13 protein-coding genes are annotated in these 17187 nt (G+C 73.9%); 4 read left to right on the forward strand and 9 right to left on the reverse strand.

The genetic code is table 11. The features are described 5' to 3' along the window. Positions 1–6: 6 nt before the first annotated feature. The 5 genes from AC07F3_RS03920 to trxA form a co-directional block, all read right to left on the reverse strand. A complete protein-coding gene (locus AC07F3_RS03920; RefSeq protein ID WP_479110153.1) occupies positions 7–1395 on the reverse strand; it encodes a hypothetical protein in 1389 nt (462 codons plus the stop codon). Next, positions 1392–2942 (reverse strand): GT4 family glycosyltransferase PelF, encoded by a 1551-nt coding sequence (pelF, locus tag AC07F3_RS03925; protein ID WP_479110154.1) that lies wholly within the window; start codon positions 2940–2942, stop codon positions 1392–1394. Before pelF ends, AC07F3_RS03920 begins: the two co-directional genes overlap by 4 nt. 100 nt (positions 2943–3042) lie before the next feature. Beyond that, on the reverse strand, positions 3043–5220 hold the full coding sequence (locus tag AC07F3_RS03930; RefSeq protein WP_479110156.1) for a hypothetical protein: 2178 nt from the start codon (positions 5218–5220) through the stop codon (positions 3043–3045). Positions 5221–5720: 500 nt separating this feature from the next. Continuing rightward, positions 5721–6254 carry a hypothetical protein gene (locus tag AC07F3_RS03935; protein ID WP_479110158.1) on the reverse strand — a complete coding sequence of 178 codons (534 nt, stop codon included), beginning with the start codon at positions 6252–6254 and terminating at the stop codon, positions 5721–5723. A gap of 295 nt (positions 6255–6549) precedes the next feature. Further along, a complete protein-coding gene (gene trxA / locus AC07F3_RS03940) occupies positions 6550–6915 on the reverse strand; it encodes a thioredoxin (protein WP_479110160.1) in 366 nt (121 codons plus the stop codon). A gap of 127 nt (positions 6916–7042) precedes the next feature. Between trxA and AC07F3_RS03945 the strand changes: the two genes are divergently transcribed. Further along, positions 7043–8482: a dihydrolipoyl dehydrogenase family protein gene (locus AC07F3_RS03945; protein WP_479110162.1), complete on the forward strand. Its 1440-nt coding sequence runs from the start codon at positions 7043–7045 to the stop codon at positions 8480–8482. A 12-nt stretch (positions 8483–8494) separates the two neighbouring features. Here AC07F3_RS03945 and AC07F3_RS03950 read toward each other — a convergent pair whose 3' ends face one another. The 3 genes from AC07F3_RS03950 to AC07F3_RS03960 form a co-directional block, all read right to left on the reverse strand. Next, positions 8495–9502, reverse strand: a complete 1008-nt coding sequence (locus tag AC07F3_RS03950; RefSeq protein WP_479110164.1) for an SDR family NAD(P)-dependent oxidoreductase — start codon at positions 9500–9502, stop codon at positions 8495–8497. 65 nt (positions 9503–9567) lie between these two features. After that, positions 9568–10296, reverse strand: coding sequence for a hypothetical protein (locus AC07F3_RS03955; RefSeq protein WP_479110166.1), 729 nt, complete (start codon positions 10294–10296; stop codon positions 9568–9570). A gap of 64 nt (positions 10297–10360) precedes the next feature. Next, positions 10361–11578, reverse strand: a complete 1218-nt coding sequence (locus AC07F3_RS03960; protein ID WP_479110168.1) for an MFS transporter — start codon at positions 11576–11578, stop codon at positions 10361–10363. A 60-nt stretch (positions 11579–11638) separates the two neighbouring features. On the opposite strand from AC07F3_RS03960, the gene AC07F3_RS03965 reads away from it, so the two are divergent. Both AC07F3_RS03965 and AC07F3_RS03970 read left to right on the forward strand, forming a co-directional pair. Further along, on the forward strand, positions 11639–12649 hold the full coding sequence (locus tag AC07F3_RS03965) for an ArsR/SmtB family transcription factor (protein ID WP_479110170.1): 1011 nt from the start codon (positions 11639–11641) through the stop codon (positions 12647–12649). A gap of 14 nt (positions 12650–12663) precedes the next feature. Continuing rightward, a complete protein-coding gene (locus AC07F3_RS03970) occupies positions 12664–13182 on the forward strand; it encodes a GNAT family N-acetyltransferase (RefSeq protein WP_479110172.1) in 519 nt (172 codons plus the stop codon). Here AC07F3_RS03970 and AC07F3_RS03975 read toward each other — a convergent pair. Then, the gene (locus AC07F3_RS03975; protein WP_479110174.1) at positions 13179–15554 is read right to left on the reverse strand and encodes an ATP-binding protein; all 2376 of its coding nucleotides are present in this window, start codon (positions 15552–15554) and stop codon (positions 13179–13181) included. The two genes, AC07F3_RS03970 and AC07F3_RS03975, sit on opposite strands and share 4 nt — an antisense overlap. A 229-nt stretch (positions 15555–15783) precedes the next feature. On the opposite strand from AC07F3_RS03975, the gene AC07F3_RS03980 reads away from it, so the two are divergent. After that, the gene (locus AC07F3_RS03980) at positions 15784–17040 is read left to right on the forward strand and encodes a phosphodiester glycosidase family protein (protein ID WP_479110176.1); all 1257 of its coding nucleotides are present in this window, start codon (positions 15784–15786) and stop codon (positions 17038–17040) included. Positions 17041–17187 lie beyond the last annotated feature (147 nt).

A 17187-nucleotide genomic window follows, 5' to 3' on the forward strand; every position in this document is an offset into this window, starting at 1 on the left:
CGGAGGTCAGGCGTGCGCGGTCGGCCGCCCGAGCAGATGCCAGGTGCTGCCCGTCAGGGCGATGGCGGCGGCCGTACAGCAGAGCAGTTCGGTGAGCGGCCCCGAGGCCGGTGCCAGCAGGGCGGTCGAGGCGACGCCGGCCGCGGCGGCCAGGCTGACGGCGGCCGGCAGCCAGGCGATGCCGAAGGCCTGGAGCAGCAGCGCGGTCCACAGCAGCGCCGCGAGCGCGAGCAGGGGCGCGGGCTCGGCCCCGGTGAGCAGCGCCGCGGGGAACAGCGGGAGCAGATAGACCAGGAGGCAGCCCGCGAGGACCGCGGCCGAGCGCCACCGGAAGGCGGCCGGGGTGGCCGTGGCCCGCAGCGCCGCGACCGACAGGCCCCGGTAGCGGTAGAGCAGCCATTCGGCGGGCCCCATGCTGAGCGTCAGCGCGATCACCGCGAGTGGATGGCGCTGCCCGGCGAACGCCACGAGCACACCGGCGGCGAGTCCGAACAGGCCGTACGGCAGCGACGCGGTGAGCCGGGGCGTCGCCGCGGCGGCCGCGGCCGGTTCCTTCAGCGTCTCCCGCAGGCAGTGGGCGACGGCCGCGAGCACCAGGACCAGCGTGAGCGTGCTGAGGCCCACGCGCGGCACCGGGCCCGGCTCCCGGAACGGCAGCGCCGCGGCCCCCGCCATCAGCGGGGTCAGCGCGCCGAGCAGGAGCCGCTCGCGGGCGAGGACCAGCAGGATCCCGGCGGCGGCCAGATAGCAGGACTGGCCCGCCACGAAGAACGCGGCACGGCTCGGCCCGACGATCGCGAAGCCCGTGACGCAGGCGAGCACCGCGCCGAGCGGGGCGCCCGCCAGCAGGGTGCGGGCCGCCTCGGCCCGGCCGGACGCCATCCGCAGATAGGCGCGGTGGCCGAGCCCCTGCCCCCACGCCCACGACACGAGGCCCGCCACGACCAGGGCGAGCACCGCGCGGTCGCTCTGCCACAGCTGCGCGGTCAGCGGATAGGCGAGGCCGGGCAGCGCGAACAGGGCGCCGCGCAGGGCGCACCGCACCGGGTCCGGTGCCCAGGGATCGGCGGCGACGGGCGGCTCGGGAAAGCTGCGCGGCACCCTGCGGTAGAGGTCCTCGGCGAGCGCGAACAGGTTGCGGTGGCCGTACTCGTCGGCGATCTGCTGGGCCGTCAGGCCCTCGGACTCCAGCAGGGCGGCGACCTCGTAGGCGTGCACCGCGGGCCCGATCTGCTCGGCGAGTTCGGCGGCGAGCCGGTCCACCGCCGCGTCCTTGTCCGACCGGCGCGGCCCGCGCCCCGGCAGGCGCAGCGTCATCGTGGACTCGGTGGCGAGCCGGAGCGTCAGCGTGTCCTCGCGGCCGTCGGGCGGCTCCAGACGCAGGGGCCCGCTCACCCGGCCACCCGGCTCAGTTCGGCGGCCGGGGGACCGGCCGGCACCAGGCGCAGGGCCATCGTGGTGGCGTTGGCGTCGTCTCTTCGCCGCACCGGCACGGCCCCGCCGCGTACGGAGAGTTCGAGGTATATGGCCCGGAAGGTGTCGACGGTCTGGCGCAGGGTGAACTGCTCGACCACGCGAAGGCGCGCCGCTTCCCCCATCGCCGCCCGGCGCGCCGGATCGCCGAGGAGGTCGAGGGCGGCCGCGGCCATCGCATTCGGATCGCGCGGCGGCACCACGAGACCGGCCGGACCGACCGCCTCGCGCACCCCGCCCACGTCGGTGGAGACGGTGGCCCGCCCGCAGCTCATGGCCTCGATCAGGGTGAAGGGGAAGCCTTCGCTGATGCTGGACAGCATGACCACGTTGCCCGCGGCGTAGGCGTCCCTGATGTCGTCGACCCGGCCCTCGAAGGTGACCGCGCCGCCCTGGTCGAGCGAGTCGGCCAGCGCCTCACAGCGCTCGCGGTAGGCCTCGCCGCCCCGGGGTGTGCCGCCGAACAGCCGCAGGCTCGCCCCGGGGAGCTCGCCGCGTACCTTCGCGAAGGCGCGGATGAGGGTCTCCAGGTCCTTGATCGGGTCGACTCGCCCCGCCCAGCTGAGGGTTGGCGCGGTGGGCTCGGGTCCGGCGGGCGGGAACGCCGCCGGATCGACTCCGTTGTAGACGGTGCGTATGAGCTGCGGATCGGCGCCGCCCTGCTCCTCCCACAGCCGGTTGTACTGGTTGCCCGGGGTGATCAGCGCGGCCTGCCGGTACGTTTCCTCGGCGAGCAGCCGGAAGAACCCGAGCAGCACCGCCTTGACGGGCCAGCGGTAGGGGGCGGTCCGGTAGCCGAGGTAGCGCTCGCGCAGATAGACGCCGTGCTCGGTCAACAGCAGCGGTACGCCGTGGAGTTCGGACCCGACGAGCCCGGGCAGGACGGCCACTCCGCCGCTGACGGCGTGCGAGACGCCCTGGCTGGGCGGTGTCGCGGCGAGCGGCCGCAGCGCGTGCTCCAGGAGCGCGGTCGCGGTGACCGCGTCGTGCAGGGTCGGCCGGGCCTCGCGCACGGCGAGACCGGGCCGGTTCCACACCTCGGTCAGGACGCGTATCGCCCGGTCGCCGCGGAGCGCGGGACTGAGCAGACCGTCCCGCGCGGCCCGGGCCATCTCGTACAGGGCGGGCGCGAACCCGCTCTCCGCCGAGGGGTCGAGCAGGGCGGTCAGGAAGCGTTCGTACGCCGTCATCAGGCGGCGCTCCTGGCGGCCGCGCGGGGCCGGACCGCCGGGGGCGGGGCCCCACATGGGGACCGAGACGGCCTCCGAGGCGTGCGGCGGAAGCTCCCACACGGTGGGCTCCCGGCCGGTGCCGGTCACCGCGATGATGTCGAAGTCGATGTCGGGCATTCCGGTGACGAGTTGGTCGCACCAGACGCTCACCCCGCCGTGACTGTGCGGATAGGTGCCCTCGGTGAGCAGAGTGACCCGCGCCGCGCCGGAACGCGGCGCGCGGTGTCGTACGTGCATGCAAGCGCTCCGCGGCTGAAGAGAGCGGTGGGTGGTGAAGGCGGCCCGGCGGCCCGCCGCCGCGGCGACGGCGGGCGTTCGGAGCCTTGAGGGACCGGGGTCAGCGCCGCTCGGCGGCGTACGGGACCGGCTTGGTGACACCGTCGGGGACCGGTGTGCGCGGTGTGCGCTGCGGCGTGCCGTGAGCGGCGGACGCCGCGGGGCGGGACTGCGGTGCCAGAGCTCGGGCAGGGGCCGGGGCGAGGGTCAGCGTGAGGCCGCTCTGCCCGGACTGCGGGGACACCCAGCCGGACACGCTCCCGGCGTAGGCCTGGCCGAACGCCACGGCGGCGCCGCCGGTGACCTGAGCGGTGCCGTTGGGCATCGTCGCGGTGACGGCCACGCCCGCCGGGGCCTGTACGGTCACGCGGTCGCCGACCCGGTACGCGGTGACCCGGCCGGACTTGACCGCGGTGTTCCAGGCACCGCGCTCGCGCAGCTCGGCGCCGATGTCCTTCATCCGCAGGTTCACCAGCGGGGCGCTGGCCGCGTACAGGGCCTGGTACTGGTCGAGCACCCCGTCGAGCACGGGGTAGGCGATCCGGTCCTCGGCGAGATTGGACTGGTGGATGAAGTGCGGCCGGGGGTCGTTGCCCAGCACGTGGCCGAGGGCGACCTGGGTCTCCAGGGGCACGATGTGGCCGGTGTAGCCGGTGGCCGTGCTGAGCGGCGCCGGAAGACAGGTGGTGTTGGGCAGGTCGTCGCACAGCCCGCTGCCGCCCTGGGAGCGGCTGGTGTAGATCCAGTTGTACTCGTCGACCTGCTCGGAGACGTGGCCCGCGTTGTAGAAGATGTTGATCGGGTAGCGCGCCACGGTGGAGGCGGAGCCGACCTGGCGCTGCTCGGGGTCGCGCGACATGTCGGCGCCGAGCCAGTCGATCTTGTTGGCGGCGAGCGCCGGGGCCAGGTACGGGTTGTCCTGCGGCTGCTGCGGCAGGAGCTTCATCCCCGAGTGCTCCCCGGTGATGAGCTCGCCCGGTTCGGTGGGCAGTGCGACGCCCCGCGCCCACTGCTGGTTGTCGGATATCTCCTTGGATATCTCGGACTGGCTCACCCAGCGGGTCGAACCGTCCGGGTTGGTCGCGCACTTCCAGGGGACGACCGAGACGTCCTGCACACAGCCCAGGAAGGCGTGGTCGTAGGTGTGGTTGACCCAGCGGAAGTCGGCCTTGTCCTTGACGAGTTCGTCGGCGAGTTCGTCGGTCCCGTTGTGGTTCTCGCGGTACTCCACGCTGCCGCCGCCGTTGTAGGCGAGGTCGAGCGTGAAGCCCCGGGACTTCTCCCAGGCGACGGCGTTGCGCACATCGGCCGGAGTCATCCGGATCGAGTCCTCGACCCCTTGTCCGGGCGGGCAGTCCACGTCGCCGGGGGTGCAGTTGAGGGTGGAGTCCCAGCGGTCGTCACCGGCGAACACGTCGTCCACGTGGACCGCGAAGTAGTTCCGCGAGGCACCGAGCCGCACGTTCTGCGTCATCCAGTCGACCATGCCTCGGGCGAGCAGCTTGAACTGCTCCTGGTACTGGTTGTACGCGAACGTGACGACCAGTTCCCGGCGCCCGTCGTGGCGGTACTCGCCGACGAGGCTGCCGTTGCCGGTCCGGCCGGGCAGGGGCGCCTCGACGTAGCTGGTGAAGTCCGCGCCCGCGGCCGGCTGGGCGAGGAAGGCGTAACTCTCGCTCACCGACGGCGAGTTGTCCTCGAACGGCACGCTCCCGTTGAGGTAGCCGAACGGCCCGGAGCTCCGGCCCGCCGTGGTCACCTGGGCCTTGACGCCGTCCACCGGGCCGCTGTAGCCGGAGCTCGCGGCCGGTTGCAGGCCGACCTGCGGACGCGCGTAGGTGTAGGCGTCGACCTGCGGGATCGCGTACGTCTTCTCGTACGCGGCGAGCGCGGCCATTTCGGCGGAGCCGGTCGGGAAGGGGTTGTCGTTGGGCAGCACCACGGCCTGGAATCTGGCCCGCGGGGCGCCGTCGACGGTGTCGGCGAGGAACGCCGAGTCGATCACGGGGCGGCCCGACTGGCCCAGATCGACCAGGGTGTACGGCGTGCCCTCGCCGTCCAGTTCCGCGGTGATGGCCTCGGTGGCGGGGCCGCCGTCCGAGACGACGAGGACCCTCAGGTCGATGCGCGGCGCGGACGTCGCCGCATACGCCGGCGCCGCCGGTAAGCCCATGGCGAGCAGAACGCCGCCGACCGCCAGGCCGGTGATGTTTCTGCCGCGGTGTGTGTTCCGCTTCACGCGGTGAAGTCCCCTCCCCTGGAGGCCCGTTGAGACTCCCCTGCCTGCCCGGGCCCCACGTACGACGCAACGGGCGCGCCCCGATGAGAAGGGTCCGCCGTTCCGCTCTGACGCGTCACATAGTGCGGGTCCCCGAGGAGTTTTCGAGTGGCTACTGTGAAACATGACGAAAAACGGTGGCCGTCGTGATGGGGCGCAGACCGGTGCACAGGTTGGTGGGGCGCCTTCCGGCCGCCCGCCGCGGGATGCGCCGGGGCGGAGAAATCTGAGCGGCCCGGCGGAGTAAACGCTTTCGGGACAGGGGGCGCACGCGGGCGCGAACCACCAATGGTCCAGACAACTTTCCTGTGAGAGCCGTGTCCCGTTTTCGGCCATGCGAGCGAAACGGCCACACGAACGAGGAGGGCGAAGGCCGCCTGCCGGACACACGAAACCGGCCGACCCGGGGGGTGGGGCCGGCCGGCGGACGTGGACCGCCCCTACGGGCGGTCGGCCGGGAGCTACCGAGTGCCGGCCGGGGCGGGTGTGGCGCAGTTGACCCGTGTCGTCGGGGAGTTGAAGACGCCGTCCTTGTGGCTCTGGCTGTCGTTGTACTCGTAGTAGACGTACGAGTAGAACGCGATGTTTCCGTTGCACCCCGAGTTCGCGGCCACCTGCACGGGGATGGTGACGGTGCGGCTGGTGCCGGGGGCGACCGGGACGGAGTAGTTCACACCGATCGAGGTGGTGCCGGTCCCGGTGCAGGTCACGCCCTCGCCGGAACAGGAGGCGAGCGCGTACTTGAGGTCCGGACGCTGCGTGGTCGCCCAGGTCGGCTGCACCGACTGGTAGACGAACCAGACGTCGGTGGTCTGGTTGTTGGTGAAGGTCATCTTCAGATTGACCGTGCCGCCGGGCGTCGTCGATGCCTGGTCGGCGCTGAAGCTGACATCGGCGACGGTGTCCGCGCTCGCCGACTGGCTCACGCCGAACAGGGCGAGGGAGGAGGCGAGGGCCGCGGCGAGGCCGAAACGCCTCAGGTGTGTGATTCGCATGAGGACGGAGAGTAGGAGGAAGCACACGCTACGTCCGCCGAATCCTCACACCCCGGACCCTTGCCTGGCTCGAACCCTGTGGACGTGAACGGGCCGCGGATTGGCGCCGGTTGACCTCTTGACCCCGCATCAGCCACAGCGTGCGCACGGGGCCCGCGCGCCCGCGCGCGGGCGGCTGACCGGTAACCGACGCCCCCGCCGCGCCCAGCAATGGCGCATTCCGCCCCGGACGGCACGGTGGCCCCCTCCCCGCCGGGGGAGGAGGCCACGCGCGAAGACTCGGCAGGGGGCGGGGCTACTTCTGCTGCGCCGCCTCGACCGACTTGCGGACCTCGTCCATGTCCAGGCCGCGGGCCTGTCCGATGACGTCCTCCAGGGCGGCCTCGGGCAGCGCGCCGGGCTGGGAGAAGACCGCCACGTTGTCCCGGACGATCATCAGCGTCGGGATCGAGCGGATGTCGAAGGCCGCCGCCAGCTCCTGCTGGGCCTCGGTGTCCACCTTCGCGAAGACCAGGTCCTCGTGGCGCTCGGACGCGGCCTCGTACACCGGGGCGAACTGCCGGCACGGGCCGCACCAGGAGGCCCAGAAGTCGATCAGCACGAATCCGTTGTCGGACACGACCGAGTCGAAGTTCTCTTTGGTCAGCTCGACAGTCGCCATCACTTACACCTCTTCCCGGCCCCGGGGGGTGGGGCCGCCTCGCACAACCGCGTACGCCGACGCGGTATTCCGTCCTGGGCGGGTGCCCCCTGTGGCCTCCGCGTACACCGCACACCAGACTGGGCCCATGACGGAAGCCGAGGAATACGACGTGGTGGTGCTGGGCGCGGGGCCGGTGGGCGAGAACGTCGCCGACCGGGTGCGGGCGGCCGGCCTGAGCTGTGCGGTGGTGGAGAGCGAGCTGGTCGGGGGCGAGTGCTCGTACTGGGCCTGCATGCCCAGCAAGGCGCTGCTGCGCCCGGTCGTCGCCCGTGCGGAGGCCCGCAGGGTGCCGGGACTGCGCCAGTCGGTGCAGGGCCCGCTCGACGCGCAGGCGGTCCTGGCCCACCGCGACGCCTACACCTCCCACTGGAAGGACGACGGCCAGGTCGCCTGGCTCGACGGCATCGGCGCCCACCTCTACCGCGGCCACGGGCGCCTGTACGGCACCCGCAAGGTCAGCGTCACCAGCCCCGAGGGCGAGCACCACGTCCTCACCGCCCGGCACGCGGTCGCCGTGTGCACGGGCAGCCGCGCCCAGCTCCCCGACCTCGACGGACTGGCCGACGTGAACCCCTGGACCAGCCGCGAGGCCACCAGCGCCCAGCAGGTGCCGGGCCGGCTCGTGGTGGTCGGCGGGGGAGTGGTGGCCGTCGAGATGGCCACCGCATGGCAGGCCCTCGGCGCCAGGGTGACCCTGCTGGTGCGCGGCGACGGGCTGCTGCCGAGGATGGAGCCCTTCGCCGGCGAGCTGGTCGCCGACGCGCTGCGCGAGGCGGGCGCCGAGCTGCGCACCCGCACCTCGGTCACCGATGTCGTACGCAACGTGTCGACCGGCGCGGTGACGGTGTCGGTGCGCGGCCCCGAGGGCGACGAGCGCCTGGAGGCCGACGAGATCCTCTTCGCCACCGGCCGCGCGCCCCGCACCGACGACATCGGCCTGGACACCATCGGCATCGACCCCGGCTCCTGGCTGCCCGTCGACGACTCCTGCCGCGTCGAGGGAAGCGACTGGCTGTACGCGGTCGGCGACGTGAACAACCGCGCGCTCCTCACCCACCAGGGCAAGTACCAGGCCCGGATCGCCGGCGCGGCCATCGCGGCCCGCGCCGCCGGGTCCCCGGTCCTGGAGAGCGACCGCTGGGGCGCGCACGCCGCGACCGCCGACCACGCGGCCGTCCCGCAGGTCGTCTTCACCGACCCCGAGGCCGCCTCGGCCGGGCTGACCCTGGCCGAGGCGGAGGCCGCGGGCCACCGGGTGCGCTGTGTCGACTACGACATGAGCGGCGTGGCGGGCGCCGGTCTGTACGCCGACGACTACCGCGGCCGGGCCCGCATGATCGTCGACGAGGACCGGGGCGTCGTGCTCGGCGTCACCTTCGTCGGCCCCGGCGTCGGGGAGCTGATCCACTCGGCGACGGTCGCCATCGCGGGCGAGGTCCCGGTGGAGCGCCTGTGGCACGCGGTCCCGTCGTATCCGACGATCAGCGAGGTGTGGCTGCGCCTTCTGGAGACGTACCGCGGCTGAGCCCTCCGGCCCTCAGGCCGCGAACGCGTCGACGCCGGTGAGCTCGGCCGAGAGCGCCCACAGCCGGGCGGCCTGCTCGGGGTCGGTGGCGTGCGGGCGGACGCCGGGGGTGAGCGCGTCGTGGTCGAGCTCGCCCCCGACGACCCCGCTCGTGCCCGGCGCCGCGGGCTGTGCGACGTCGCAGTCCTCGCAGTAGACGCCGCCCAGGCCCGCGAGGAGCGGGGAGGTCGCCGCCCACACCTGGGTGGCGGCGCCCTGTTCGGGGGTCTTGAAGTCGAGCGACCAGTTGCCCTGCTCGTCGACCCAGCCCGCGGCGACGCGCTCCTCGTCGGACACATGGCGGACGAGCGGCGTGTTGATCTCGCCGGGGTGCAGCGAGAACGCCCGCACGCCCGCGTCCCGGCCCAGGGTGTCGAGGTGGACGGCGAACAGCACGTTGGCCGTCTTCGCCTGCCCGTACGCCTGCCACTTGTCGTAGCCCCGGGTGAAGTGCGGGTCGTCCCAGCGGATGGCGGACAGCTGGTGGCCGCGGGAGGAGACCGACACGACCCGGGCCCCGCCCGCGGCGAGCGCCGGCCACAGCCGGTTGACGAGCGCGTAGTGCCCGAGGTGGTTGGTGGCGAACTGGGCCTCCCAGCCCGGCCCCACCCGCCTCTCGGGGCAGGCCATCACCCCGGCGCCGGCGACCAGGATGTCGAGGGCGCGGCCGGTGGCGAGGAAGGGGTCGGCGAAGGCGCGCACGCCGTCGAGGTCGGCGAGGTCCAGCGCGTCGACCTCGACGCCGGGCAGGCCCGCCACCGCGGCCCGCGCCACCTCGGGCCGACGGGCGGGAACCACGACGTGCGCGCCCGCCCCGGCGAGCGCACGCGTCGTCTCCAGGCCGAGCCCCGAGTAGCCGCCCGTGACGAGCGCGAGCCGCCCCGTGAGGTCGGCCCCGGCCAGGACGTCCGTGGTGGTGCTCCGGGCCCCGAATCCGGATCCGATGGCGTGCTGGGGGGTGTGCTGTTCGGAGTGGGTCATGCCGACGAAGCTACGAGTTGGAGTGCGCTCTCAGTCAACCTCCGCCGTGCGCAAGGATGTTGGACTCAGGAGCCCTCCAGGTCGCGCTCCGGTTCCGGGGCGTCGTCGGGGTCGCGCTCGCCGGGTCGCACCGCTGCCGGGTCGGCCGCGACCGGCTTCCACACGCGCGGCCAGTGGCGCTGCACGAGGGCCGCGAGCAGACCCGCGACGATGCCGGTGATCATGGGCTCGCCGTGGCCGTCGCCGAGCAGCAGCACGACCGCGCCGTCGACGACGATGGCCGCGGCGAGCAGGTAGTGGCGGCGCCCCGGGCGGGTCAGCAGGGCGAGTCCGGCGATGCTGGTGGCGAGCCGGAAGGTCAGGCCCGAGTTGCCGCCCCCGGGCGGGCCGTGGACCAGGAAGGTGTCCACGCTGAACACGAGCATGAGCGCCGGCACGAACGCCAGCAGCATGCGGGTGCCCCACACGCGCTCGGCGGCGTAGCCGATCAGGGCCAGGACGAAGAGGTTGAACGCGGTTCCGCCGACCCCGCCGTCCTGCACCATGAAGGAGGTGTACGCCCGCCACCACTGGCCGTGGTCGATGATCTTGTCGGAGTCGCGGTGCAGGGCGTCGTAGATCCCCGGGAACGCGAACTGGAGCAGCGAGGGGACCGCCACGATCAGCCAGAGACCGATCGCCACCTTCGGCGGCCTGCGCGGACTGAACGTGAGCTGGGGCAACCCGTCCATGACCTTCATGACCAGGACGATCATTAAGACGTAGAGGGCGGGCGACAGAAGATGGTCGGTCATGCCCTCTCTCTACCCCGTGCCCCCCGCGTCCTGCCGACACCACGCGGTATCGGCCACGCCCTCCTCACGCCTCGGACACGGGCCGCGGTGCGGCAGTCCGGGCCTCAACGGGTCGGCGGGGAGCGCGAATTCGGCCTGATCCCGCCGCGAGCAGCAGCGTCACGGCGATCGAGGCCGCCGCCATCACCGCCATGGCCGTCCCGGGCGAGGTGCGCTGGGCGGCCGTGCCCGCGAGGGCGGCGCCCACGCCCTGGAACGTGAGCATGCCACTGGTGTGCAGCCCCAGGGCCTGGCCCGTCATGCCGTCCGGGACCAGGGCCATCAGCCGCTCCTGGTTGAGCAGGCTCGCCGCGTAGCCGACGGAGGCAAGTGACACGGCCGCGACGGCCAGCGGCAGGGACGGGTGCGCGGCCAGCGCCGGATAGGGGGCGGCGAGCAGCAGCAGGAACGGGGTGGGGAGCCGGGTGCGCCAACCCGGGGGCAGGAAGCGGCCGGTGACGGTGTCCCCGGTGAGCATGCCGAGCGCCGCCGAGGCGAAGAGCAGCCCCGCGTGGTCGGGTGCGTACGGCACGAAGAGCGATTCGCAGCCGACGACCAGGCCGTTCGGCACCCACAGGGCGAGATAGAGGCGGCGGCGTGAACCGGACGCCCACAGGCGGGAGTTGACGCGCCACGTCTCGCGGACCGAGGGCCGCCCCGAGGCCCGCGGCGGGCGCCGGGTGAGGCGCAGCCGGGCGACGGCCGCGGCGACCGCGTGCAGGGCGGCGCCCGCGAGCAGGGTGCCGCGCGGGGAGAGGGCGGCCACGAGGGCGCCGCCGAGGGCGAAGCCGCAGATCTGCGTGAGGCCCGTGCCCATGTTGAGCACCGAGCGGCCCAGGAGGTAGCGCGCCCTCGGCAGGATCTCGTCGAGCAGCCCGTATCGGACGCCGCCGCCCACCGAGGTCACCAGGCCCTGGCAGAGCAGCACGCCGAACACCGCGCCGACGGGCAGGCCCGGGACGGCGAGCACGGCGGTGCTCGCCGCGCAGGTCAGCGCGATCGCGGTGGTCGCGGCGCGCGGTGCGACGCGGTCGGCCGCCGACATCAGCAGGCTCGCCCCGATCACCTGGGTGAAGGAGGTGCCGAACATGCTCAGCGCCGAGAGCAGGGGCGAGGCGGTCGCCGCGTAGACGAGGATGGCCAGCGCCAGGCCGCTGACCGTCGCCGCGGCGATCTGGAGGGAGCAGACGAGGAAGAACGCGGTGAACTCCGGGGTGCGCAGGAGGTCGCGGTAGGTGGGCATGACGGGGAGTCTCGGGGTGCGTGCCGCGCGGGCGTTACTGTTTCGCGGGGAGGCGAAACAATGGGGTGGTGGCAGGTCGGCGCGGACACGCTCGCGGGCAGCCGCTTCCTGGTCTCGCCGCTGGCCGAGACCACGGCCACCCTCTTCGCGCTCCTCGACCCGACGGCCCGCCACCCCGGCGAGCGGGCCTGGCTCGATGCCCAACTGCCCGCGTTCCGGGCGCGGTTGACGGGCGATCCGGTCACCGCGCGGCTCGTGCGCGCCGTGCGCGGCGCCCACTGGACGGCGGACTATCTCGTGCCGACGCCCACCGGCGACGGCGAGCGGTCGTTCCACGAGGAGCTGGCGGAGATCCGGGACACCCCGGCGGCGGTCGTCCACGCCGACCTCGCCGAGACGATCGGCGGCGCGCTGCCCGCCGACCTGCGCCGCCCCGATCTCCAGCACCGCACCGCGGACCTGCTCGACTGGCTGTGGACGCGGGTGGTGTGCCCGGACTGGCCCCGGCGGCGCCGGATCATGGAGGCCGACATCATCGCGCGCACCGGGCAGCTGAGCCGGGGCGGCTGGGCGGCGGTGCTCGGCGACATGCGGCCCGGGATGCGCTGGCTCGGCGACAGCCGGCTCCAGATCAACGTGCACGACCGCCCGCCGCAGGACATCTCGGCGGCCCACCTGCTGTTCCTGCCGGTCACCCCGCGCCCCTGCTGGGTCACCTGGGACGACCGGGGGCACTACGGCATCGTCTACTCCTGCGCGGGAGCGCTCGCCGAGCCCGCCCGGGCGGTGCCCGAGGCCCTGGGCGCGCTGCTCGGACCGGCTCGCGCGGGCGTGCTCGTGCTGCTCGACGCCCCGAAGAGCACGAGCCACCTGGTGGCGCTCACCGGCCAGGGCCTCGGCTCGGTGGGCCGCCACCTCAGGATCCTGCTCGACGCGGGGCTGGTGGGGCGGCGCCGCTCGGGCCGCTCGGTCCTCTACTACCGGACCCCGGCCGGGGATGTCCTGGTTGCGGCGCCGGGCGGGGGCGCAGGCGTGAGGCCCGGCCCGGGAGGAGGGACGCCGGACCTGTGAGTAATACTCTCCTCATGACCTCACGTGTTACGGGCGGAGGCCGCCACGAGCGCGCCGGGACGAGTGTCCGGCGGGCGACCGCCCGCGACGCCAAGCGGCTGACCCGCCTGGTCCGCACCTCCAGCGCCTACGAGGGCCCGTACGCGCCGATGATCGCCGGGTACCGGGTGGGCCCGGACTACATCGAGACCCATCGGGTCCATGTCGCCGTCGGCCCGGACGGCCGGGTCCTCGGCTTCTACGCGCTGGTCCTGAGCCCGCCCGAACTGGACCTGCTGTTCGTGGCGGACGACGCGCAGGGCCTGGGCATCGGCCGACTCCTCATGGAGCACATGAGGCGCGAGGCGGGGGCCGCCGGACTGCACAGCGTGCGGATCGTCTCCCACCCGCCCGCCGAGGGCTTCTACCTCGGCGTGGGGGCGCGGCGCGTCGGCACCGTCGCGGCCCGCCCGCCCGCCGTGATGTGGGACCGCCCCGAGCTCGAACTCCCCACAGGGGAAGAGGAGTTGGCGACTTCGGGGCCGCTCGGCTAGGTCGCGTACGAGGTGGACGGGGCGTCCTCGGTCTCGTCGTCGGCGAGTGGCCGGGCGGAGGCCCAGGCGGCGAGCTGCGCGGGCTCCGAGAGGTTCAACGCGCCCAGGAGGGCGGCCAGGCGGGACTCGATCTCGTCGCGCGGCAGCCCCAGTTCGGCGGCGACGGCGCGGGGGGAGGCGCCTTCGCCGATCAGGGCGGCGATCCGCGTCTCGCGCCGGCTGAGGGTCCGGGAGGCGGGGGCCGGGGTCGCGCCGGGTACGGACGGCGGGCCGGGCAGGTCGAGCGCGTACGTCACCGCCTCGGCCAGGTCCATGGCGGCGCCGCGCTCGAACGCCGTGCGGAAGCCGTCCTCGTCGAGGAGCTCGTGGCCGGTGTGCGCGGCTTGGCGCCGGATGCCCGCGAGGAACGGCGCCCCGTCGGCCTTGACGCAGTAGGCGCGCCGGACGCGGTCGGCGGCGCCGAGCAGCGTCGCGGCGCGCTCGCCCTGAAGCTGGGCGGCGGTCAGCCCCGCGAGCACCTCCAGGTTGACGGTGACCCCGACGACGTCGTGGAAGGCGTACTGCGTCCACAGGGCGTGCCCGGCGTGGGAGACGGCCGCCGAGAAGCGGCCGCGCACCCGGTCGGCGGTGGCCAGCAGCCAGTCCAGGTGGGCCCGCATCCAGAGCTCCCCGGATCTCTCGCACAGGACGCGCGTCTCGTCCAGAACGGCCATCGCCTCCGCGGTGGCGCCCCGGGCCAGCCAGGCCGCGGCCAGCGTGACCCGGCAGGGCACCGGGCCGGGGTTGAGCGCCGGGGAGGGGCCGTGGGCGTCGCGGGCCCGCCGGAGCAGATCGATCGCCCGCTGCCAGTCGCCTTCGAGGAAGGCCACCTGCCCGAGCCACTGGACGGCGAAGGCGTGGCCGACCGCGTCGTGCTGCTCCGTCGCCTCCCGTTCGGCCCGCAGCAGCAGAGCCCGTGCGGTGGGCACGTCCACCTGGGTGCTCGCGATCATCCCGCACACCCACAGCGCCCGGGTGCGGTCGCGGCAGGGCCCGGAGTCGAGCGCCAGCGCACGCTCCACGTAGTCCCGCCCCTCGCGCAGGTGGCCGCACGCGCACCAGAAGAACCAGAGCCGGGCGGCGAGTTCGAGGGCGGGCCGCTCCTTGCCGGGGGTGGCGATCGCGTACTCCAGGGCCGCCCGCAGGTTGTCGTGGTCCCGGGCGACCCGCGCGCCCCAGGCGAGCTGGCGGGGCCCCGACCAGGCGCGCTCGGCCGCCCGTGCCAGGCGCAGGCCGTACGCGAGGTGCCGCTCGCGCAGCATGTCCTCCTCGCCGAGCTCCCGCAGCCGGCCGAGCCCGTACTCGCGCACGGTGTCCAGGATCCTGTAGCGCCGCTGCCGGTCGCTCCCCTCGGCGCGCACGATCGACTTGGCGGTCAGTGAACGCAGCACACCGGGAACGGCTTCGGGTGCCAACTCCTCGTCGCAGCAGACCTGTTGGGCCTGCGTGGCGTCGAATCCGCCGTTGAACACCGACAACCGGGCCCACAAGAGCCGCTCCGCGGGCGTGCACAGGTCGTGGCTCCAGCCGATGGCGCCGCGCAGGGTCTCGTGGCGCCGCGGGCCCGACCCGGCGGGCCTGGCGAGCAGGCGGAAGCGGTCCTCGACGCGGGTGAGCAACTGTTCCGGGGAGAGCAACCGCAGGCGTGCGGCGGCGAGTTCGAGAGCGAGCGGAATTCCTTCGAGCCGGTCACAGAGCGTGCGCACGGTCTCCGCGTTCTGTCCCGTGAGCCGGAACCCGCTGCCGTTGGCCGCCGCCCGGTCGGTGAACAGCCGTACCGCGTCGGCGACTTGGCCCTGATCGGCGGGCCCGCCGCCGTTGTGCGGTGACCGCACCGGCAGGGGTTCCACGACGACGAGGCGCTCGCCCGGCACCCCCAGGGGCTGGCGGCTGGTGGCCAGGACGCTCAGCCGGGGCGCGGCGGCCAGGAGTTCGCCGACGAGTCCGGCGCACGCCGTGACGAGGTGCTCGCAGGTGTCGAGGATCAGCAGTGCCCGCTGGGCGGCCAGGAATTCGGCCAGGACATCCAGCTCGGGGCGGGCCGTGTGCTCCCGCACGCCGAGCGCGGTGGCGACCGCTCCGGCGAGGAGGCGGTCGGTGCGCAGGACCGACAGGTCGACCAGCCACACCCCGTCGGTGAAGCGGTCGCGGACGTCGGCCGCGGTGGCGAGCGCCAGGCGGGTCTTGCCCACGCCGCCGGAACCGGTCAGCGTCACCAGGCGCCCGGCGGCCAGTGCCCGGCCGACGGCCGCGCGCTCGGCCGCCCGGCCGACGAAGCTCGACGTCTCGGCCGGGAGATTGTCCCTACGGCCGTGCCCGACAGGTCCGCTCACCGGCAGCCGCCCCCATCCGGACCGGATGAAACCCCATCACCTCACTCAGCGTAGGACGTGTCGGCGGCGGCCAGAAGGTAATCCGGTCGCCCGACCCCGGTCGATATGTCAGAAAAGCGCGCTTAGGTTATGAAACGGCACGGCGGCCGATCCACGACTGTCGTCCGCGGAGGAGCGAGACCTCCGTGCGATGGGCCGCGAGGTCCCGAGCAGGCCGAGAGAGGGCGACATGGCGCACAGGGCGGGACGGCCGAGCGACGGCGGCGTCGAGGGCGAGCGGAGCGGACCCGACCCGGCGGCCCCTCCCGGCGCGCCCCCACTCCGTCGGCGGCGCCGGGTGCCGTGGAAGCCCCGGAGCGCACTGACGCCCCATCAGCTCAAGCGGCGCAGACGGGCCACCCGCGGCGCGCTCGTGGCGGGCGTGCTCTGTGCCGGCACCCTCGGCTACTCGGTGGGGGAGGCGCTGACCTACCCCGGTGACGACAGCACGGCGGCGCGACTGGCCGGCTGGGCCCGCGAACACCGGCTCGGTCCGGTCGTCGACAAGCTGGAGAACCTCCAGTACGAACTCGACCCGCCGCAGGTGGGCGGCGACCTGCCGAGCGAGGCGCTGGCCCGGATGAAGGCGACGGCCCCGGCCGTGCCGGTCCACCACCAGGAGATCCCGCTGCGCGCGCCCATGCGGCCGCTGGTCGCCCCGGCGCTGCCGGGCGAGGGCGTGTGGCGGGTGCTGAGCGCCGCGCACGGCGAACCCGTGGTGCAGGGCACCTACGTGCGGCCCGACCGCGACCACACCTCCTACCAGGCGGCCGTCGCCTGGATCAGCGGCGCCAAGGCCCGCTTCGAACTGCACCCGGGGGTGCGCGAGCCCGGCGGCACGTTCTCGGTGCCGCCCACCATCCCGAAGGGCAGGCGCACCGGCCTCCTCGCCACGTGGAACGGCGGTTTCAAGATCACCGACGGCGGTTCGCGCGGCGGGTTCTACCTCAATGGCGAGACGGCGGGGGAGTTGCGCAACGGCGCGGCCTCGGAGGTCTTCTACAAGGACGGCTCGATCAGGATCGGCGTGTGGGGACGGGACATGGCGATGACGCGCGACGTGGTCGGCGTCCGCCAGTGCCTGGAGCTCATGGTCGACAACGGCAGGGTCGTGCCCGACATCGACGTCGACTCCAAGTGGGGCGCCACCGACCAGAGCCGGATGTTCGTGGAGCGCTCGGGGGTCGGCGTGACGGCCCAGGGCGACGTCGTCATGGTCGTCGGGCAGGCGCTCACCGCGCGGACCCTCGCCGAACTCATGCAGCAGGCGGGGGCCGTGCGCGCGATGCCGCTCGACATGAACCGCGCCTGGCCCTCCTTCATGAGCTACGACCCGACGAAGGATCCGGCCGACCCGAAGCCCACCAACCTCCTCGACTTCGAGAACCCGCCCGAGCGCTACTACAACCAGGCGACCCGGGACTTCGTGGCCGTGTACGGGAAGTGAGAGGCGGTCGGGAGCCCATCTATTTGCGCGCATGTGCAAGTAGGGGCTAAGGTCGGCACGTGGTCCCCAGGGGGACCTGGAGCCCGGGAAGGGGGTGAGGACATGGAGCGAAGTCACAGCGGCGCGGACCGGCAGCGGTCCCCCCAC

The organism is Streptomyces sp. NPDC045846, assembly GCF_056431605.1.

Excerpts from the sequence above, each read along its gene's own strand:
- pelF (WP_479110154.1), bottom strand. The coding sequence starts at position 2,942 with ATGCACGTACGACACCGCGCGCCGCGTTCCGGCGCGGCGCGGGTCACT.
- AC07F3_RS03935 (WP_479110158.1), bottom strand. The coding sequence starts at position 6,254 with ATGCGAATCACACACCTGAGGCGTTTCGGCCTCGCCGCGGCCCTCGCC.
- trxA (WP_479110160.1), bottom strand. The coding sequence starts at position 6,915 with ATGGCGACTGTCGAGCTGACCAAAGAGAACTTCGACTCGGTCGTGTCC.
- AC07F3_RS03945 (WP_479110162.1), top strand. The coding sequence starts at position 7,043 with ATGACGGAAGCCGAGGAATACGACGTGGTGGTGCTGGGCGCGGGGCCG.
- AC07F3_RS03950 (WP_479110164.1), bottom strand. The coding sequence starts at position 9,502 with ATGACCCACTCCGAACAGCACACCCCCCAGCACGCCATCGGATCCGGA.
- AC07F3_RS03955 (WP_479110166.1), bottom strand. The coding sequence starts at position 10,296 with ATGACCGACCATCTTCTGTCGCCCGCCCTCTACGTCTTAATGATCGTC.
- AC07F3_RS03960 (WP_479110168.1), bottom strand. The coding sequence starts at position 11,578 with ATGCCCACCTACCGCGACCTCCTGCGCACCCCGGAGTTCACCGCGTTC.
- AC07F3_RS03965 (WP_479110170.1), top strand. The coding sequence starts at position 11,639 with ATGGGGTGGTGGCAGGTCGGCGCGGACACGCTCGCGGGCAGCCGCTTC.
- AC07F3_RS03970 (WP_479110172.1), top strand. The coding sequence starts at position 12,664 with ATGACCTCACGTGTTACGGGCGGAGGCCGCCACGAGCGCGCCGGGACG.
- AC07F3_RS03980 (WP_479110176.1), top strand. The coding sequence starts at position 15,784 with ATGGCGCACAGGGCGGGACGGCCGAGCGACGGCGGCGTCGAGGGCGAG.